At 48.0% G+C, this 18131-nt stretch carries 16 protein-coding genes; 15 read left to right on the top strand and 1 reads right to left on the bottom strand.

Features of this window, described 5'->3' with window-relative positions:
* Nucleotides 1–105: 105 nt before the first annotated feature.
* The 14 genes from EKN00_RS05910 (at nucleotide 106) to EKN00_RS05850 (ending at nucleotide 17322) form a co-directional block, all read left to right on the top strand.
* Entirely contained in the window at nucleotides 106–870 is a 765-nt protein-coding gene (locus EKN00_RS05910) for a sulfite exporter TauE/SafE family protein (RefSeq protein ID WP_127849234.1), read from the top strand.
* A 221-nt stretch (nucleotides 871–1091) separates the two neighbouring features.
* Nucleotides 1092–2126: a hypothetical protein gene (locus tag EKN00_RS05905; RefSeq protein WP_127849233.1), complete on the top strand. Its 1035-nt coding sequence runs from the start codon at nucleotides 1092–1094 to the stop codon at nucleotides 2124–2126.
* 104 nt (nucleotides 2127–2230) lie between these two features.
* Nucleotides 2231–3253 (top strand): hypothetical protein, encoded by a 1023-nt coding sequence (locus tag EKN00_RS05900; RefSeq protein ID WP_127849232.1) that lies wholly within the window; start codon nucleotides 2231–2233, stop codon nucleotides 3251–3253.
* A 7-nt stretch (nucleotides 3254–3260) separates the two neighbouring features.
* Nucleotides 3261–3494 carry a hypothetical protein gene (locus EKN00_RS05895; RefSeq protein WP_127849231.1) on the top strand — a complete coding sequence of 78 codons (234 nt, stop codon included), beginning with the start codon at nucleotides 3261–3263 and terminating at the stop codon, nucleotides 3492–3494.
* A 142-nt stretch (nucleotides 3495–3636) separates the two neighbouring features.
* Nucleotides 3637–4587, top strand: a complete 951-nt coding sequence (locus tag EKN00_RS05890; protein ID WP_127849230.1) for a hypothetical protein — start codon at nucleotides 3637–3639, stop codon at nucleotides 4585–4587.
* A gap of 166 nt (nucleotides 4588–4753) precedes the next feature.
* Entirely contained in the window at nucleotides 4754–4903 is a 150-nt protein-coding gene (locus tag EKN00_RS10830; protein WP_164848050.1) for a hypothetical protein, read from the top strand.
* A 173-nt stretch (nucleotides 4904–5076) separates the two neighbouring features.
* Nucleotides 5077–6924 (top strand): bifunctional diguanylate cyclase/phosphodiesterase, encoded by a 1848-nt coding sequence (locus tag EKN00_RS05885; protein WP_127849229.1) that lies wholly within the window; start codon nucleotides 5077–5079, stop codon nucleotides 6922–6924.
* Nucleotides 6925–7551: 627 nt separating this feature from the next.
* Nucleotides 7552–8814: a ParB N-terminal domain-containing protein gene (locus tag EKN00_RS05880; RefSeq protein WP_127849228.1), complete on the top strand. Its 1263-nt coding sequence runs from the start codon at nucleotides 7552–7554 to the stop codon at nucleotides 8812–8814.
* A complete protein-coding gene (locus EKN00_RS05875; RefSeq protein ID WP_127849227.1) occupies nucleotides 8814–11453 on the top strand; it encodes an SNF2-related protein in 2640 nt (879 codons plus the stop codon). The genes EKN00_RS05880 and EKN00_RS05875 overlap by 1 nt, the downstream gene beginning before the upstream one ends.
* A gap of 969 nt (nucleotides 11454–12422) precedes the next feature.
* Nucleotides 12423–12941 (top strand): YcxB family protein, encoded by a 519-nt coding sequence (locus tag EKN00_RS05870; protein WP_127849226.1) that lies wholly within the window; start codon nucleotides 12423–12425, stop codon nucleotides 12939–12941.
* Between the two features lie 373 nt (nucleotides 12942–13314).
* Nucleotides 13315–13533: a hypothetical protein gene (locus EKN00_RS05865; RefSeq protein WP_127849225.1), complete on the top strand. Its 219-nt coding sequence runs from the start codon at nucleotides 13315–13317 to the stop codon at nucleotides 13531–13533.
* Between the two features lie 144 nt (nucleotides 13534–13677).
* Entirely contained in the window at nucleotides 13678–14943 is a 1266-nt protein-coding gene (gene dcm / locus EKN00_RS05860; RefSeq protein ID WP_127849224.1) for a DNA (cytosine-5-)-methyltransferase, read from the top strand.
* A gap of 115 nt (nucleotides 14944–15058) precedes the next feature.
* Complete coding sequence (locus EKN00_RS05855) at nucleotides 15059–16540, top strand: MutH/Sau3AI family endonuclease (protein WP_127849223.1); 1482 nt, start codon at nucleotides 15059–15061, stop codon at nucleotides 16538–16540.
* 77 nt (nucleotides 16541–16617) lie between these two features.
* Nucleotides 16618–17322 carry a matrixin family metalloprotease gene (locus EKN00_RS05850; RefSeq protein WP_164848049.1) on the top strand — a complete coding sequence of 235 codons (705 nt, stop codon included), beginning with the start codon at nucleotides 16618–16620 and terminating at the stop codon, nucleotides 17320–17322.
* Here the strand turns inward: EKN00_RS05850 and EKN00_RS05845 are convergent.
* Nucleotides 17319–17594: a hypothetical protein gene (locus tag EKN00_RS05845; protein WP_127849221.1), complete on the bottom strand. Its 276-nt coding sequence runs from the start codon at nucleotides 17592–17594 to the stop codon at nucleotides 17319–17321. The genes EKN00_RS05850 and EKN00_RS05845 overlap by 4 nt on opposite strands.
* A gap of 169 nt (nucleotides 17595–17763) precedes the next feature.
* On the opposite strand from EKN00_RS05845, the gene EKN00_RS05840 reads away from it, so the two are divergent.
* A complete protein-coding gene (locus tag EKN00_RS05840) occupies nucleotides 17764–18006 on the top strand; it encodes a hypothetical protein (protein WP_127849220.1) in 243 nt (80 codons plus the stop codon).
* The last annotated feature ends 125 nt before the right edge of the window (nucleotides 18007–18131 follow it).

The following is an 18131-nucleotide window of genomic DNA, read 5'->3' as shown; positions in this document are numbered from 1 at the left end:
AATCCGCGGCTTACGGTGGGCCGGATGCGAACGCAATTGCTGGTGAAATTTTGCCACGCCATTTGCGCTATACTAATCACGTTAATTAGGTAGAGGGGCGATAATATGAACGTGGTAGTGCTGACGATGATTTTACTGGTGACTGGATTGGGCGGCGGGTTGCTGGCGTCGATGGCGGGGATGGCGTCGCTGATTGTCTACCCCGTGCTCATCGCGCTGGGCGTGCCACCGGTGTCCGCGAACGTCACGAACACGGCCGCGATGATCTTTACCGGCATCGGCTCGGGCTTGTCCTCGACCAAGGAACTCAAAAGCAACCGGAAACTGATGGTCAGCGTCTCCGTGTACGCGACGGTGGGTGGCATCGTCGGGGCGATTATTTTGGCCCTGGCCCCCGGTGACAGCTTCGAAAAAATCGTTCCGTTTCTGATCGCCTTAGCCGGTGGTCTGATGCTCTGGTCGGCGCGCGGACCGCAGCAAAACGTCGGCCACGCGGTGACGGGGTGGAAGCTGGTGCTGCGGAACTTCGTCGTCTTCCTAGTGGGCCTGTACATTGGCTACTTTGGCTCGGCGGCGGGGATTGTGTTGCTGGCGATTTTGTCGATGACGCTACCCGTTTCGTTTGCGGTGGCCAACGCGCTCAAGAACTTCGCGGCGTTCCTGACGAACATTGTGTCACTCATCATCTACGCGTTCACGACAAAGGTCTATTGGCTGATGATAATTCCACTCGGCGTCGGCATGTTCATCGGCGTGTACATTGGCCCAATGGTGGTCAGGTTCGTGCCGCAACGCGCAATTCGCATCTGCATCGGCTTTGCCGCGTTCGGACTCGCCGCGTACTTCTTCTACACGGCGTACTTGGCGTAAGCGTCTTGGCCTTCGGGTCCGGGCTGGCCAGCCCTCCTGCCGCCCAATAAAATGGCATAGTGGCGGCCAAACACGTTATAATCTAGGTAGAACAATCCAGAAGATAGTGGGCGAAAGATAATTGCGGCAAACGGCAGAATAATGCGCCGCAACTGTAAAAACTCTGGTCAGTGTGAGGTCGGACCAGTTGGCACGAATTGACGTGAAAGGAGCGGTTCCTCATGGCAAAGGATGCAAAACGCGAACAGTTAATGGAGAATATGGCCCAGTGGGTTAAAGAATTCCAGGGCAACGTTTCGTATATCGTTCTGCATGCGCAAGACGAAAAGCGCAAGAACATGGTGCCGGAAATGGTGATGGATATCACGAGTGCCATGTGGGACCACTTTGGCCGTGAGCCGCGCCGGTGGACGGCAACGATGATGAAGCGCGTGCTGAAGTCGCTCTTCCCGCGGTGGATGGACAAGTACGAGCTCGCCGCGTTTGATTTGTCCGACAGCCTGACCGACTTTCTGATTTTCATGGAAGATGAGCACCACATCAGCAACGCGCGCCGGCTCATTAACGCCGTGGATGACGCGTCTGTGGTCGCAAACGATGAGTATGGTGACTACACGGACACGGACGAAATCATGAATTACGTGGAAAGTCCGGCCAAACCCGCCAGTGAGGCTGATTTTGGCGAGCACATGTCACAATTAATCGCCATGATTGCCACCGCGCGGCACATCGACATCCCGGTGGGTGAAGCCGAGACCTGGGCCTTTCTGCAGAAATACAAGGCCGACGTCATCATGCTCGCCGACACGATGACGCTGAAGGAAGCCATTAACCTCGCCATGCCCGAAGATGAGAAGAACCCGACGAAATTCGCGCATGAATTCTACACGCAGTACATTCTGCCGGACATCGACGTGGACAGCCTGCTCAAGGATACGGGGATGCCGCAGCTCCGAAGTAGTGATAGTGGCGATAGAATTGCTGGAAATGACGTAATCTTAATGATGGTGGAACAAAGTCTGCTTGGCGACCCGACGCCGCTGAATCAGAACCAGCGCACAATGCTCGCATCGCGGGTTGACGGTGATCCACTCAATAACCCCGCGGCCGAGCGCCGCTTCTTGGAACGCCACGCCGCGATTTTGCAGCAGTACTTCGGCGCGCCGGCAAGCAGCGTGAGCCCGCACAATCAGGAGGGAAAGATTATCGATTTTGCGGAAGCCAAGCGCCGGGCCGAGGCGGGCGAGAATAAATAACTTGTCGAAGCAACGGGAACAAGATAACATGGGTAGAAGCGAAAAGACTAACTGGGTGGTCATCGCAGTAAACGCGGTGACCATCCTTACTGAAAAGAGTTATTATGACTGAATTAGTTGCACCAACACAAAAACAGATTACGAACCTGACCGGTAAAATCAAGGACTGGCTCGATGAGTTCTACGCGAGCAAGATTTTTGATGAACTCAATGAATATAACCACCTGAGTCGTCAGCAGTACGCCGATATTGTCTTGGACTTCGCACTGGGGATGCTCAGTGAAGAGGGCCGGCAGCCATCCCGCTGGACCAACACATCGGCGACGGAACTGCTCGAAAAGCGCGGCGCGGACTGGGCCAGCGAAGTGACGACGGCGGACCGGGAAGTGACCTTTGATACCATTCTGGACGTTGTGAGTGACTTCCTTGACTTCTGCGGTGAAGCGGGCAAGCTGCGCAACGGCGGGAAGTTGGCGGACAGCGTCGCCGAACTCATGGAAGAGGCGGCCACTGCCGAGAATCTGGCCACGATTGCCGAGCACCTCGGGGACACGTTCATCCGCGTCAGTCAGTTCTTCAAGATGTCGAACATGGCGGCCGTGCAGAGCCCTACGTTTTTGAACGCGCACCTGGTTGATGTGCTCCTTCTGGCGGACAGCGCCTCCTTCATGGATATGGCGATGATTGCCGCGCTGGGCGATACCAGCGGCGAGCAGCAGGACGATTTCGTTGAGGCGTGGCTGGCCAAGTACGCGATGCCCGAGATCAACGTGCAGGTGGCCGGCGACCATTTCGCCAGCGCGCTGGGCATCAAGAACAACGATGCGGTGAGCTACCAGTTCGTGATGGCACAGCTGCACAACGAAATGACGCCAGTGGCACCCGCAACCCGCCTGTCAGTGGCGATGCGGCTTGAGGGGATGGAGCTGAAGGACGGCGACATCACCGAAGAAATCACGTTCCTGCAAAAGCACCGGGCGGTATTGAACGCGGTGCCGGCGATGCTCGAATACTTGCCCAAGGAGCAGCTGAACCAGCGGCAAAAGAGCAACAGCAGCCGCAAGAACAACGTCCTCAGCTTTGCGGCGGCCAAGAAGCTGGCGCAAAAGCGGAACAAACGAAAGTAGGGTCAACATGGAACAAACGGTCTACGTAATGGTCTTCGCCAGCCCCGACCAGGTGGCCAGCGAGGTTTTCGCCCACAAAGCGGACTGCCAGGCGGCCTTCCACAAGATGGTCCAGGACATCATGGCGCACTACGGGGATGAACCGAGCCTCGACATGGTTCTTGCTGACGGCGAGGCAGAAGGCAGCTTCGAGGACGGCTACGGTATTTCCGTCCAGTGGAGCGCTAAGGAAGTTCAATAATCCACAATCGGCACATCTGGCGCGGCTGGGTGTGCCTGTTTTATGCGCAAATTGCGATAAACATGCGTAATCGCGTGGTTATTGGTAAAATGGTAAACGGAAAATACGGCAATACCGAAAACATTGCGAAGCGGAGGGCCTCATGACACCAGAACAGATTAACCGAGTATTGGGCAACACGGACACGTGGCTGGCGGATTACGCCGCGGCGGGTCGTGACTCAGTACTTGGTGAGAAGACTGTCGCCACCGAACAAATGGCTGCACTCGTGCGCGACTTCACCAAGCAGATGGCTGAAAATTATGATCGCACGCCCCGGCGCTGGACGGCGCGGGATGCAAGTGCGCTTTTCACGGACAACGTGCAGGAGTGGAGCAATGCGCTCAACCTGACCGGCACCGAGCTGGCGGCACTACTGGGCGATTACGTGGAGTTCCTTGAAGACGAGCACCACCTGCGCAGCGCCAAAGCCATTGCGACGGCGCTAATCAAGGCGGGAGTGAGCGCGGAAGCACCAGACCGTGAACCCGCTGACCGCACCCGCGTGGACGCACTGCTGGCAATCATGCGCGGATTCTTCGGCATCGACGCCGCGGTTAGTGATCACGACCTGTTGCATGCGCACCTGCCGGAAGCAATCCTCATGGGCACAGAGCTCACGTTCACGGATATCGCCCTGCTGGCAGAAATTGCCAGTGACAAGGCGGACTACACGGTCAAGAGCTGGCTCAGTGAGTTCGTCTTGCCCCTGTTCAACCTGGCCAAGGTGAAGGAGCTGCTGGAAACTCAGCTGGAGGAAAAACTCAGCGATGACGCGGTGGCCAACTACGAGCTCACCAGTTTGCTGACGAGCACGGTGCCGGTGGTTAGCGACCAGCGGCTGGCGGTGGCGGCGATTGTTGCGGGTACCCCGTTTGTCACCGGCCAGCGCGATGAGGTCGACTCGATGGCGGCCCGCTACGGCAAGGTCATGGCGGCCGTGCCGGACATGGCGAAGTTCATTGCGGTACCGAAAAAGAAACACGATGTGCGCCAGGGCCTAAGCATGAAGGCGGCCAAGAAACTGCGCGCCAAGAAACGTAAGCGCAAGTAGAATGCGGCGGTCAGGACAGAATATGTCCTGGCCGTTTTTTGATGCGCAAATCAGCTACTATTGGGCGCATATTTGCATTTATTGCGCAGAGGTTCCCGGCGTACCTGGAAGGCTGGGATCAGCGCAAACTCTTTGCACCCAAATCTATGAAAAGCAGTCAGTCAATATGCCAATGTGTGAAAACGGGGAAAGTGACACCGCAACAAAATGGTTAGCCAAGGCCACCATCACCGACATCCTGATGGCCGGGAATTACGGGTATTGTGGTGTGCGCCCAGACACGCTCGTAGCAGGCGGGGCGGGCGCCTATGCGTGACAATCAGGCAGAAATATTGAGGTAATGCTTGTAATTAAACCGGAAGTAGTCTATAAATATGGTAATGAACAACATAAATAATTAGTTATACCAAACTCGTGAAAAAATAACATCGACTAATTATAAGTTTTTCAGACCACGGGGGATTTTTTTAGTAAATAGAGGGAGTACCTATGAGTGACAGCACACCACTACGCTTGCAATTCTGGCTGGCGCAGCTGATTGTTAGTACGCTTTTTGCCAGTGGCTTTGTGGTCTATTACCGCGAGCTGTGGCACTTAGCTTTTACTGACCAGAATGGTAAGACACGCCGGGCCATCATCATCCGCATTGCGATGCTCGCAATCACCATGATTTTGGGCCTGGGTTTCTATCAAATAACACGAATAATTGGTAACCCGACACTAAGCTTGGTTTTTGCGAACTTTAGTTTCTTCGTCATGACCTTCCCGTTGCTGGATGAAAAGAGTAATTGGCTCGAGTACACGCTGCGGGCAATTGGCGTCTATGAGATGTGGCTGCTCCTTTATTGGTCCGCGTTTGGTACCTGGCGTTTTGCCCTGACCTTCGTGCTGATCACCATCACGCTCATCGGCATGCGCAAACTGGCGGCGCACATTCGCTACCACATCAGTCGCCACGTCTTCGCGTTCACGTATTTGGCGGCCATTTTTTGGTGCTTCAAGCCCGCAATTCCGGGCGGGTTAACCGCACTGACGCCCGTGTTCCTAGGCCTCGTGACGTTCTTTGTCATGGCGCTTGTGACCGCGATATACCTGAAGTATGACCACAGTGAGCGATTGGTGAATGCGGCGAACGATCAGCAGGCCCACTATGATGCCTTGACCAACTCGAAGAACTACGCGGCGTACGTCCAGGATGTCACCGGGATTTTCGCCCGCGCCAAAGAGCAGCACACGCCGGTGGCAATGGCGGTGCTGGACATTGACCACTTCAAGCAGATTAACGATCATTACGGCCACTTGGCGGGTGATCAGGTGCTAGCAGGGGTGGCCGAGAGCCTCGAAAACATGCTCAGCGAATATCCGGGCGTGCACACCCTCTACCGGACTGGCGGCGAGGAGTTCAACGTGGTCTTCCCGGGACGGACGGCTAAGGACGTGCAGGCGATGCTGCTGGAATGCTGGCGCGTGGTGCGCGAGACGCGGTTTCCGGCGGCGGGGTATGAAGTCCTCGTCACGATTTCAATTGGGATTGCGCAGCTCAGCGACAACGATGAAAAATTCGATGACCTGTACGCCCGGGCCGATGCCAGCCTCTACCAGAGCAAGCATTATGGCCGCGACGTGGTGACCGTGATGGGTAAAACACTGAATGTGGTGCGCAAGCCGAAAGTGATTTCGACCGTCGCCATCTTCAACCAGAAAATCATCAACGTGCACAAGGTGCCACACGTGGCCGTGCACAACGAGGTGCGCCTGGCACGCTATGATAGCGACCGGGACCAGTGGATGTTCCCCAAGAACTTCGAACTGGCGGTTGGCGTCCAGATTGATTTTGCCAAGAAGGCGATTCAAAGCGCTGAGGTGCCGAAGATCATGCTCAACCTCACGCAGGAGCAGTTTGCCCTGCCCGAGGTGCTCCAGAAGTTGGTTGATTTCCGAGACCATTGCGATGCGTTGCAGGTGCTGGTGGTTGAGCTGATGGGGATGCCTGAAGCGTCCGTGATGCAGCGCATGGGCCGGCTGTACCGGGAAGCCGACGTGCGTATTGAGGTGGAGAACCTGGACATTGCCACCGACCTGTTCTCGCTGGCGCCAGTGCTGCCGTTTATGGACGGGGTTAAGTTCGAACTGGCTGACTTGTGCCGCGAGTACCCTGGCGATGCGCTGATTGCCCGGCTCAAGGAATGGCACGCTGTCTTAGATCCACTCAATATTGATATTGTGATTACTGGGATTGAGAACAGTAACGACGCGGACTACGCGGAGCACAAGCTGCACGCGCATTTCCTGCAGGGCTATTTCTACGACCGTCCGGCATTACCGCGAATTGAATAGCAAGAAGGACGCCGCCTAGTTGAAATGCTGGGCGGCGTTTTTATTATCTTGGGTGCGCCGACTTACCGTCCATTGGGCAAACTACATTGGCAATTAATGGACAGCATTTGCTTTAATTAATAACAAAAATTGACGAAATAATAATTGACCAAATATCAGAATTTTTGTGACAGGTAAGCCAATTCGCGTTACACTATCGGTGAGGCTCGGATGTTCCGTGGCCTCTCTTTGAACACGCGCCTACCCAGCGCAATTGACTCCCGCCGCCACCCAGGTGTTGGGGGTCTTTTTGATAACGTGGTGGTGAAAGACGACGCAAAAGGCTCTGAATATGTAAGCGATTGATTTAGGCTGAGGCAGATGTCCTCAGCCATTTTTGTGTTATCGTAAATTTTGCATAAACGATCATTGCAATTATCAGGCGATCAATTTATAGTCGTAACAGAAACACAATTATAGTGAGCCTGTGGATGACCATTGCTTTGCCTAAGCGAACAATTTTCTTTGTGCATTAGTTGATATTAAGAAAAGGCTTTTTTAGACCGGTGTTGTGAATCTCAATTGAATTCAAAGATTGTTGAAGCATGGTAACGCTAATATTTCCACATTCAAAAAAGGAGAATAATTATGAATTTATTTGACAAGGTAATTGCTGGAGAATTTAGGAAGACTGGTGCTACGAAAAAGATTTCCGTTCCTGGCAATGATGGTTCAAACTACGATGTCTATGCGATTCCGCTTAAGTATCTTTACTACAATGATCAAAATGGACGCATTAACACCGCCTATAGGCAATATCAAAGTGAAAATGGTGTACTAGCACCTGAACCAGGCGATTCAGAATACAATCAAATTTTTGAGAAATTTGTGTTAGATTCGAATAGCCAGGCTCTAAAGGACACGCTAAAATCCATTAAAGAAAAGACTCAGCAGGAACCAGGTGTTGTTTTGCCAGATGGCCGGGTCATTGACGGTAATCGACGTTTTACTGCTCTTCGTATGTACCAACGCGAAACCAATATTGAAAAATATTTTGAAGCGGTTATTTTGAATCTTGATACCGCTAAAAAATCGGACGAAAAAACCATTAAAGAATTAGAGCTGGATTTACAACTTGGCCGTGAGGAACGTGTGGATTATGACCCAATTGACCGAATTTTCGATGTATACAACACGATTAAAATTGAAAAACTGATGACTGTTGATGAATACAAAAAAGCATCCGGCGCAGGGAATACCAGGGGAATAAATCGTGATTTACGACTAGCAGAGCTTATTCTTCGGTTTATCAGTCTAGTATCTCCAGGTGGAAACGCAATTGATAAGTTTTATCTAGCTAGAGATTTAAAAATTGATGGTCCAATTGAAGAAATTGGCGGAACGCTTGACAAGCTAACGGGTGACGACAAGGAGGCTGTAACAGATGCGGTTTTAGTAAGATTATTACTTGCTAAGTCTGGTTTAGAGACCGCTGAACCAAAGATAGTCATGCGGGATATGAAAAACAAGATATTGAAGAACCCAGATATTAAGTCGCATTTAGTAGATGCAACTGAGGACGACGATAAGCTTGATGATATTGTAGATGCGTTTGTTAAGAAACCAATTGCGTCAGCAGCCGAATTGAAGCAGCGAATAAATGAAGATGAACATTTGAAGAGCCAAGCTGCAAGATACATCAAGTCGACTAATCGATTGGCTTTTAAAGGTGATAAGGATGGAAAACGACGTAAATCTTTGTCAGAATTGGAAGATATTTATGAGAAACTGTCGGTTATGAGCGCTTCTGATTTTACGGAATTGAACGTGGACGAGAACGCTGAAGCGAAAGACACCTTGAAGGATATCTCAGATGTCGTGTTCAAGTTAAAAAAGGAGCTACGTATGTAATGTTTTCTGACAAAGTCAAGAATGCGATAGAGCCTGAGTATACGAAAGACTTGGTCGATAATTTTTATAATCCTCTATTGACGGAAGCAAATCTGTATCAGAGAGTGTCAGGTTTCTTTAATAGTGCAAGTATGGATTTGTATGCGCATGGGTTTGAAGAAATGGTCAAAAACGGTGGCGAAGCTCAGTTTGTTATTTCAAAGGAAATTTCAGCAGATGATTTTGCGAAAATTAAAGAAGGATATTCTTTACGCCATCAGATAAGGCCGCTTAACATCGCGGCGCAGAATGAAAAACTTAATTCAGAAGCACAGGAACGACTTGGAAATTTAGCGTTCATGATTGCTGCTGGTAGGGCCCGGGTGAAGGTTGCCCTCACTAAGCAAGGTTTGTTCCATGATAAATTTGGCATTATCTCCAACGATACTGAGTGTGTTTTCTTTAATGGGTCAGCCAATGAAACACAAAGTGGTATTAGTAGGAACTATGAAAGTATCAGTGTTGATGTTTCGTGGGATAGAAGCCAATTTGTTCAATCTAGGATTAAAGAATATAAGAATCGATTTTCTAGGCTGTGGGAAAACAGGGAAGAAGACATTGAAGTAATAGAAGCTTCCGACTTGGCATACGAAGAGATTGCCAAATATCAAAGCTTGGCAACAATTAAGCTACCTCAAACAGAGGATGAAGATAATGGTATTCAAACAAATGAGATAGCATTCAAATTTATTGATGGTTCTATAATTCGAGTTGATAATTCCGAATGTAAATTAACAAGTTCTGATAGGAAACTGAAAGCTGGTAGCGATACATCCTATTTTTTTGACCCTGATAATAAAACTATTAGGCAAAGGACAGCTTATAGAGATATTGAAAAAGTAATTCAAGTCACTAAGCAGAGAGCGTACAGAAAGAATGTAAAAGTAACTGTCTCAAAAGCAGTTGAGCAATTCATTGCACGAAAAAAATATTCGATTGAACAATATAAAATACTTGGTGAGGTCTACAAAGAGGATTTAGAACAGTTTCCAATTTCTAAAAGGATTCAATTCGAGGAATTCTGTAACACAGTTCAATCTGAGGTTGTGCGGCCTTTGAAACCACTTCACTTGCGAGCTGCTTTTTATGAATACGAAATGGAACGTGCGGCCAATTTTTCTGTTCCTGGTGCAGGTAAAACAGCTATGCTGCTTGGGGTTTTTGCATACCTAAATAGTCAAAGTGCGCCCAAAAACGAGAGACTGGAAAGAATTCTGGTTGTTGCTCCAATTAGCGCATTTGAAAGTTGGAAGCATGAGTTTGAAGAGGTGTTTAAGCAAAAGAAACAATTGTCGTGCATAGACAGTCAGAGCACAAAAGATTTTAAATCAAAATTGGTTACGGATTGGAAGGTCAGCAATCTCATTCTGGTTAACTATGAATCCCTTTCTGCTTATACCGGTGTGTTGGATAGAATGTTGGATAATGACACAATGCTAGTTTTTGACGAAGTTCATCGCATTAAAAATCCGGATGGCAAACATGCACAAGCTGCACTGGAAATTTCTGATAAAACTAAATTTAGGTATGTGTTAACTGGTACGCCAATACCAAACACGTACCGCGACATTTATAACTTTTTACACGTTTTGTATGGGGATGAATACAACACATTCTTTAGATGGGATTTGGATGAACTTAATAAACCTAGAGTTCGGGAAATTGAGGAAATAAATCGATCAATTCATCCCTTCTATTGGCGTACAAATAAGAAGGATTTACAGGTTCCAAAAGCAGATGATGATTACGTGAATGTAATCAAACCAAGTGAAGGCCAGCGTAAATTAGCAGAAGAAATTTACCGCAAGGAGAAATCAAGTTTGGCGATATTGATCAGATTAATACAGGCATCGACCAACCCTGAATTAATTCATGAAGCCATAAATTATAGAGAGCTAATGTCCTATGATGACGATGATGATGACAGCCACACTATTTCTAAGAATGATTTCGAAGACTTATTGAATGTAGGCGGGAATGCACTTAACGACTCCACATTCAATATTGATAGCGATATAGTTTCTCCTAAGTTTGAATACGGAATTGATTTGGTTTGCCAGTTGGTTCAGCAAAACAAAAAGGTACTGGTTTGGGGAATATTTGTTGGTACACTCAACAAAATCACTAGTCGTTTGCGCGCCAAAGGGATTAGAGTAAATCTTGTTTATGGTGGAACCCCAAAGTCAGATCGCGTTGAATTGATTAATGAATTCCGAGACGGAGACATACAAGTGTTGGTCACCAATCCGCAGACATTGGGTGAATCAATTTCGTTGCAGCAAAGTGTCCATGATGCTGTTTACTTTGAATACAATTTCAATCTGACTTTCATGCTGCAGTCGCGGGACCGTATACACCGTATTGGTCTTAAACAAAGTGATCACACGCGTTATTATTACCTGCAAACAAAAGATGAGGATGCATCAAGTGATCGGCCTGGCTACATTGATGAAAAGATATATCGACGTTTGAAGGCAAAAGAAGAAATCATGTATGGTGCTGTTGATAATGACAAATTGGGCATTGAGTATAGTGAAGATGAAATATTGGAAGCTATCAAAATGATTGATGAGGAACGAAACAGAATCAAGCTAGATTAATCTTGTTAAAACTGGCAACCTTTGTGTAAAAAACGCTAAGCAGTAGAATCCACAGAAAAACGGCGACGTCGGGCAACGTCGCCGTTTTTGGTGTAGCTGGGACTACACTATTTTTTGGGAGGAGAAAAATATGAAGAAGACTTAGCGATGAGTTCTGGGTTGCTCATCTCTATGTTTATTACTATACGGGCCAGATGTGAAGAAGTTGTGGCGTAGATTTGGTTTTATTGCGGTGAAGCGTTGACGGCGATTGACCAGCAGGATTCAGATTGCGTTGAGGTAAAAGTGTTCAGGCGGTGTTTTGGCGCATTTGATACAGGACATATTTAAATATATGCGCAGAAAAGGGCGAATCTGCGCATATTAAAAAATATGTCCTGTGTCAAATGTTCAGAAACAGGATTTTGGCGTTGCGGGTCGGGGCGAAAGAGCAAAGACGAAACGGAATGGTGGGTGACGGGAGAAGTTAGGGGAAGGTCGTGCAAAAGAAAGAAAAAGGATTTTCGTAGTGTTAAGGTCAGTCAACGTGGTTACTTAAATGTGGTTGTTAACCATCTTAAAGCTCAATATAGCGTGGTCGAACAGATTGGTAGTAACTGTGATTGACTGTGATGATATTGTGGCTCGCATCGTAATAGTGAGTGCAGTTTTCGAAACTGGCAGATCGTGCTTGAACTGTAATTTGTTGGAATCGCCTAGATAGTTGTCAGCGGGAATATAAATCTTTGCCTGGACATAGACAACTTCTCTTGACGGCATTAATTTCCGGGATTTTTTTCTTTTTAACACATACTGTTGCTATTAAATTGCTTCTGGCTTGAGAGACATTAATCTCGTCGAGAGCGAACCACATGTATACCATAATGCATACTTCAAATCGGTAAGGGCTCAACATTTGGGGCCACTTGTGCCACCAGACGGCAAGGCATATACTGCTAACTAAACGGCACTTGACGGAGGGCATTGACGATGGAATTGCACGACCTAAGCATTGACCAGCAGGACTATTTTAACTATTTACAGTGGTTTCAAAAACACGGCAAAATCCGTTTGCTCCAGCTCGGCCTGGTGATTGGTGGTGTGATACTAATCGCCTATAGTTGCTTGCTCGGAGTGACGGGCAGCTATGTCTGGGGCACACTAGCCCCGATTATCTTTCTGGGTGTATTCGCCATCGTCTACCTACCGCTACTGACGCGCTGGCGGGCCGTGACCGCGTACCGGTCACCGAAAAACGCGGCGGTGTTTGCACCGGCGACGTTTGTGATTGACGACACGGGCGTGACCGCGACGGCGGCCAACGGTTCTGGTCACCGAGATTGGACCGGCTTCCTGGAGGCCGCGGAAACCCCGAGTCTGTTCATCCTGATGTCGACGAGTCGGCAGGGACAGTTGCTGCCGAAGTCGGGGATGACAGAGGAGCAAATCCAGGAGTTGCGGGCAATTATTTCGCGGAACATGACGGTGGACAAGGTGAAGCTGGGGTAGTTTATGGCCGTGCCGCGATTATTAACGGGAATCTGTCATCTAGTATTGAAAATAAGCCTATCATTTGAAGCTTACTCTTATGGGGTAAGCTTCTTTTGTTATTTATAGTCGGAAACAACAGAATCAGCGGGTTAGGCCTTTTGTGCCGGGTGTTCTTACTGAATTTTGGATTTTAGCGTATATCAAATACACTAGGAGTCAACTGAATTGAACCAGGGTAGCAGTCAAGTGGCCAGAATCGGCAGTTTTGCGTTGATCGTCGGGGTTGGAAGGGGAAGACGAAGCGCAAAAACTGACTGATAAAGAATTCAGTTCAAAGCCGTACTCGTTCGTACTGCTAATTTGTGGTAGGATTACTCCGAGGTGAAGCGTATTGAATGATTTGGAATGGATGCAGCACCTTCGCAATTCTGCACAACAATTCAGCCAAGATGATTATGACGCCGTAATTCGGGAACTTGCAGGTGGGGATTACGAGAAATTTGTGCGCGCTCTAGTACATTTGGAAAACGGTGAGTTGAGCCATGAAGATTACTCCAGCTGGCTTGGGAGTGACTTGGGGCTGCTGGATGAGACTCTATTGCGCAATTAGAAAAGAATTTCTTGCCAATTCGAACGATCGTTCGTTATAATGGTTATCGAGAAAGAGATTCTGCCATAATACTGGATCAACGCGATGAATTGTAGTATTCTAGCATTATTGCATGTTAGGCGACCACGAAAGGACGCATCACAAATGAACAAACGAGTAGCTGAGCTATTTGCTGGCGTCGGTGGATTCCGCGTCGGTTTAGATGCACTAAATTCTGGATGGAAGACAGTGTACGCTAACCAATGGGAACCAGGGCGCAAGAATCAGTACGCATTTGACTGCTATGTTCGTCATTATGGCGACAGTAGCATCAATTCAAACATTGATATTAACAAGGTTGATAAGACTACAATTCCAGATATCGAATTACTGGTTGGCGGCTTTCCTTGCCAAGATTATTCTGTAGCACACTCAGGTGCACAAGGAATTGAGGGGAAGAAGGGTGTTCTGTGGTGGGATATTCGGGACACGGTGGAAGCTAAAATGCCGCCATTCATCCTTTTGGAAAACGTTGACCGCCTATTGTCTTCACCTGGTCCCCGCCAACGTGGCCGCGATTTTGGGATGATTCTCTTCACGTTGAATCAGTTGGGTTATGGGGTACAGTGGCGCATGATTAACGCTGCTGACTATGGTTTCCCACAGCGTCGTCGTCGTGTCTTTATCTTTGCGTACCGAAAAGATACAGAGTATTATCGTGAACTTGAAGACTTACATGACTTAAAGAAAGCTATCAAGGACCACAGTGTATATCACAAGGAACTGCCAATTAAGAAACACCTGACTTTGCAAAAAAAAGGTTCAATTGACGGTTACCTCGATATTGTAGACTTCTCAGATAATTTCAGTTTCAAATTTGAAAATACTGGGATTATGCAGGATTCCGAAATTTTTACAGGAAAATATGAGTCTGCCTACGAAGGTAAACATGTTTTGCTTGATGACATTGTGCTTGATTCTGTTGATGATGAAGAATTATTTATCGACACTAAGCCAGGACGCCTTGAGAAGTTTGAATATTTGAAGGGTGCCAAGAAGGAAGAGCGGACTGCCAAAACTGGGTTTAAGTATTATTACTCAGAAGGCGGGATGTCTTTCCCAGACCCATTAGATCGACCAGGACGAACTATGTTGACGTCAGAACACAGTATTAATCGCAGTACGCACGTAATTAAGGATAAGCAAACTGGACGGTTACGTTTGCTGGACCCTGTGGAATGCGAGCGGCTGCAGACCTTCCCAGATGGTTGGACTGAGGGAATGCCAAAGACGGCGCGTTACTTCATGATGGGTAATGCATTGGTTTGTGGTGTTGTCACTAAGATTGGTTCAGGAATTGACGATATTATGGAGCGCGAAACCAATCTTAAGCCTGCTAGTGAGATAGTTAAGTTGAATATTAAGCATTAAGTTATGACCCAGAGAAAACACAAATTTTCTGGGTTTTCTTGTGCCATCATTAAAATTTGTAACCGATAACTAAATTGATATACTAAGATTGGATTCGACTTGGAGGTATATCTTAATGGCTATTGGACACACACATGTAGTTAAATATGCTGACCTAGAGAAAAAGTTTAACGCAGCTATTCACAAAACTTTAGGCGAGATTGATAATCGTGGTCGCTTTGCCTCACTGGCCGATAAACCAAAGATGACTGGTGTCGCGGGGCTAATCGTTGAAGAATCAATTGTTGGTTACGACGCGGATAATAAACAGCGCCCGGACCTAGTGGTTGATGGGGATGAAGTGGAAATCAAAACGACCGGTGTTCGGCGGAACAAGCACCAGAATGCTGGACCTTATGAAGCCAAAGAGCCCATGTCAATTACGGCCGTTTCACCAGATGAGATTGTCCATGAGAAGTTTGAAGATTCCCACTTCTGGCATAAACTTGCGCACCTATTGTTCGTGTACTATTTGTATGATTCCGACAAAACTGTTACCTCAACTGATTATGCGAAGTTTCCGATTCTTGGCTACGAATTCTTTCAGTTTTCGGACGAGGAGACCAATGTGTTACGGAATGACTGGACCTTAGTTCGCAATTTTGTGCAAAAGATCCAGGATGAGTATGTTGACCCACGGGATGGTTATCCGCGGCTGTCATCTGAACTGCGGAAGCAACTGATGTTCATTGATACTGCGCCAAAATGGCCACATCAACCGCGTTTTCGCCTAAAACGTGCTGTAGTTAATTCGATTGTTGACCGTTACTTCAAGGCACAAGGGGAACAGCTAAGCGAGACTATCAGTAGCTACAGTCAGTTCGATAAAACTCTTCATGAGTACGGCATTAAGTACAAGAATAAGACTGTAAGGGAATTGCTTACTGAACTGAATATTGACTGGAAGCCAAACAAACATGGTGACGTTGATAAGTCTATTGGCGAACGAATAATTGTGAAGATGTTTGGTGGCTCAGCCTCTAAGTTCAATAAGGTCGAGATGTTCAAAGAAATGGGCCTTATTCCCAAGACCATTGTTTTATCGAACAAGGGCGGTCGAACCGAGGACTTTAAGATCTCTGGTTTGGATTTGCCATCGTGGCCAAATGAAGAGGATGATTTTGACAACTCATTGCTCAGCGCGTACTTTTCTGAAGCACAGTTGCTCATGATTGTGTTTGAGGAACCATCGACTAAGTCTAAGCTGCTAGACAACAAGTTTCTTGGGTTCAAACGTTACAACTTCGATGAAGACTTTATCCAGACGTACGTTAAAAAGTTGTGGGTGCACACGCGCAACTTAATTAACAATGGTGAATTGCGAGATATTAAGAAATTCGACAAGAAAACGGGTAAACCGGTTATGAACAAGACTGGGGTTCAACAATCGGCGCCGAACTTTTTAAAGTCATCCGAAAATCTTGTTTTTATTAGAGGCACGGGAACCGACTCATCACGTAAACCGGTTGTGATAAATGGTGTCCACATGTACATTCCGGATGTGTGGGTGAAGGGTAGCACGATGGTTCAGCTCTTAAGCAAGGTTGATTATATCTAATTCTTAAAATGGAGGACCCATCTGGTGTCCTCCATTTTGCTATAATTGCCCCATACCACCTTAGAAAGGAGCCGCCCATGCGCCGCAGAACACATCACTTCCGCAACTTAATTCTCATCGCCGTGATTATCTTTGCGGTGTACAAAATCGGCCCCAGCAACCTCGCCCGTGATGCCAAAACCTGGTGGGATAGAACGCAGACGTTCATCCAGTCCACCCAGCAAGTGCCGGTGACTCCAGAAAGTTCGGCGAGCAGCGCGCCTGCCTCAAGCTCGTCTAGCTCCAGCAGCAATAGGAGCGACGCAACCCCGGTTGAAGCAATTGTTCGCGGCAAGTCGCTTAGCAACACCTACTATTACCACTTTGCTAACAGGACCGCACCCAAGGTCATCAACCTGTTTCGGCAGGCGGTGACGACGTATAACCGCACCGGCATCGTGAAGCTGATTGCCGGTAGTGGCGGTAAGCACGACAATAGCATCACGTTCGGGCAGTACAAGAAGATTACCCCTGGAGCGGTGGACGGGGGGATGGAGCTCGGCAAGGGCGGTCCCGCAATTTATGAATACACGGGCAGCGACAATTACACCGTTAACCGCGCCAACGCCAATCTGAACGTCCAGTACATGGCCAACCTGAACCTGACCGTGGCGCTGCACGAACTCGGCCACGCCCTGGGACTCGATCACAGCCAGGACCCAGTTTCTATCATGTACCCCGTCACCTCGGGTCACCAGAAAATGACCAGCGCCGATTTGGCCGGGCTGCGGTCAATCTATTAGGGGCAGTGCTCAACCCAGTTGCGCCCCCAATCAGTTTGCGAGCGAGTGCTGTCAGCCGCAACAAACGGAATACTGAATATCAGAGAATCCCCCAGCATCGATTTGCGCCCAATTACACTGTGGGCAAAAGGATGAGGGGGATTTTTTGGATGTATGGCGACTAATCCTGTGTTGTACCACGCAACGTGTCGGTGGTCGCGGATGATTTCGGCGGTGAGGAGCTGTGCGGCGCGGCGTTTAAGAATAATACGTTCGCCTTCGCGGTTAATCATCAAGAAACACTGCGCGCGTATTTTGCTGGCACACTATAAAATGGGAAGTGGTACATTTGCACGACACAAAAAGGTTACCCTGGTTTACGTTAAATAACAAACATGATTGTTTTTTTTGCAGGTGCGCTATAATTTGCTAAAATGATAGCGGTTTTAGGAGGCGTGCAAAATGTTGCGGAAAAAGAGTTTTTGGGTGCGGCTGGCGATTCTTGCGTTGGTAGTTTTCGCCGCAGACTATTATGGTGACATAGGTTTACCTTTAGAATTTGATGCTGGTGTGCTGCAAGACAGTTTGGTCAATACGGCGATATTTATCGTGGCTGTCGCCTTTATTTCGCCGGTAGTGATGCATTTCCTGGGTCCAATTGCGAAAAAGGCGTTCAGCCAGAAGGAACCCAAGAAACAAGGTTGATCTAATAGGCAAGTGCGCCGTCAGCACCGATTTTGGTAATTTTAATGCTGTGACGAATTTACAATGTAAGTGCAACAAATTAGCCAAATAGAAAAGACTCACAGCCTGAGTCCTTGTACAATGAA

The sequence above is a fragment of the Lacticaseibacillus hulanensis genome, from assembly GCF_004010095.1.
In the GTDB taxonomy this organism is placed as follows: Bacteria; Bacillota; Bacilli; order Lactobacillales; family Lactobacillaceae; genus Lacticaseibacillus; species Lacticaseibacillus hulanensis.
This window is presented reverse-complemented; position numbering and strand designations above follow the sequence as displayed.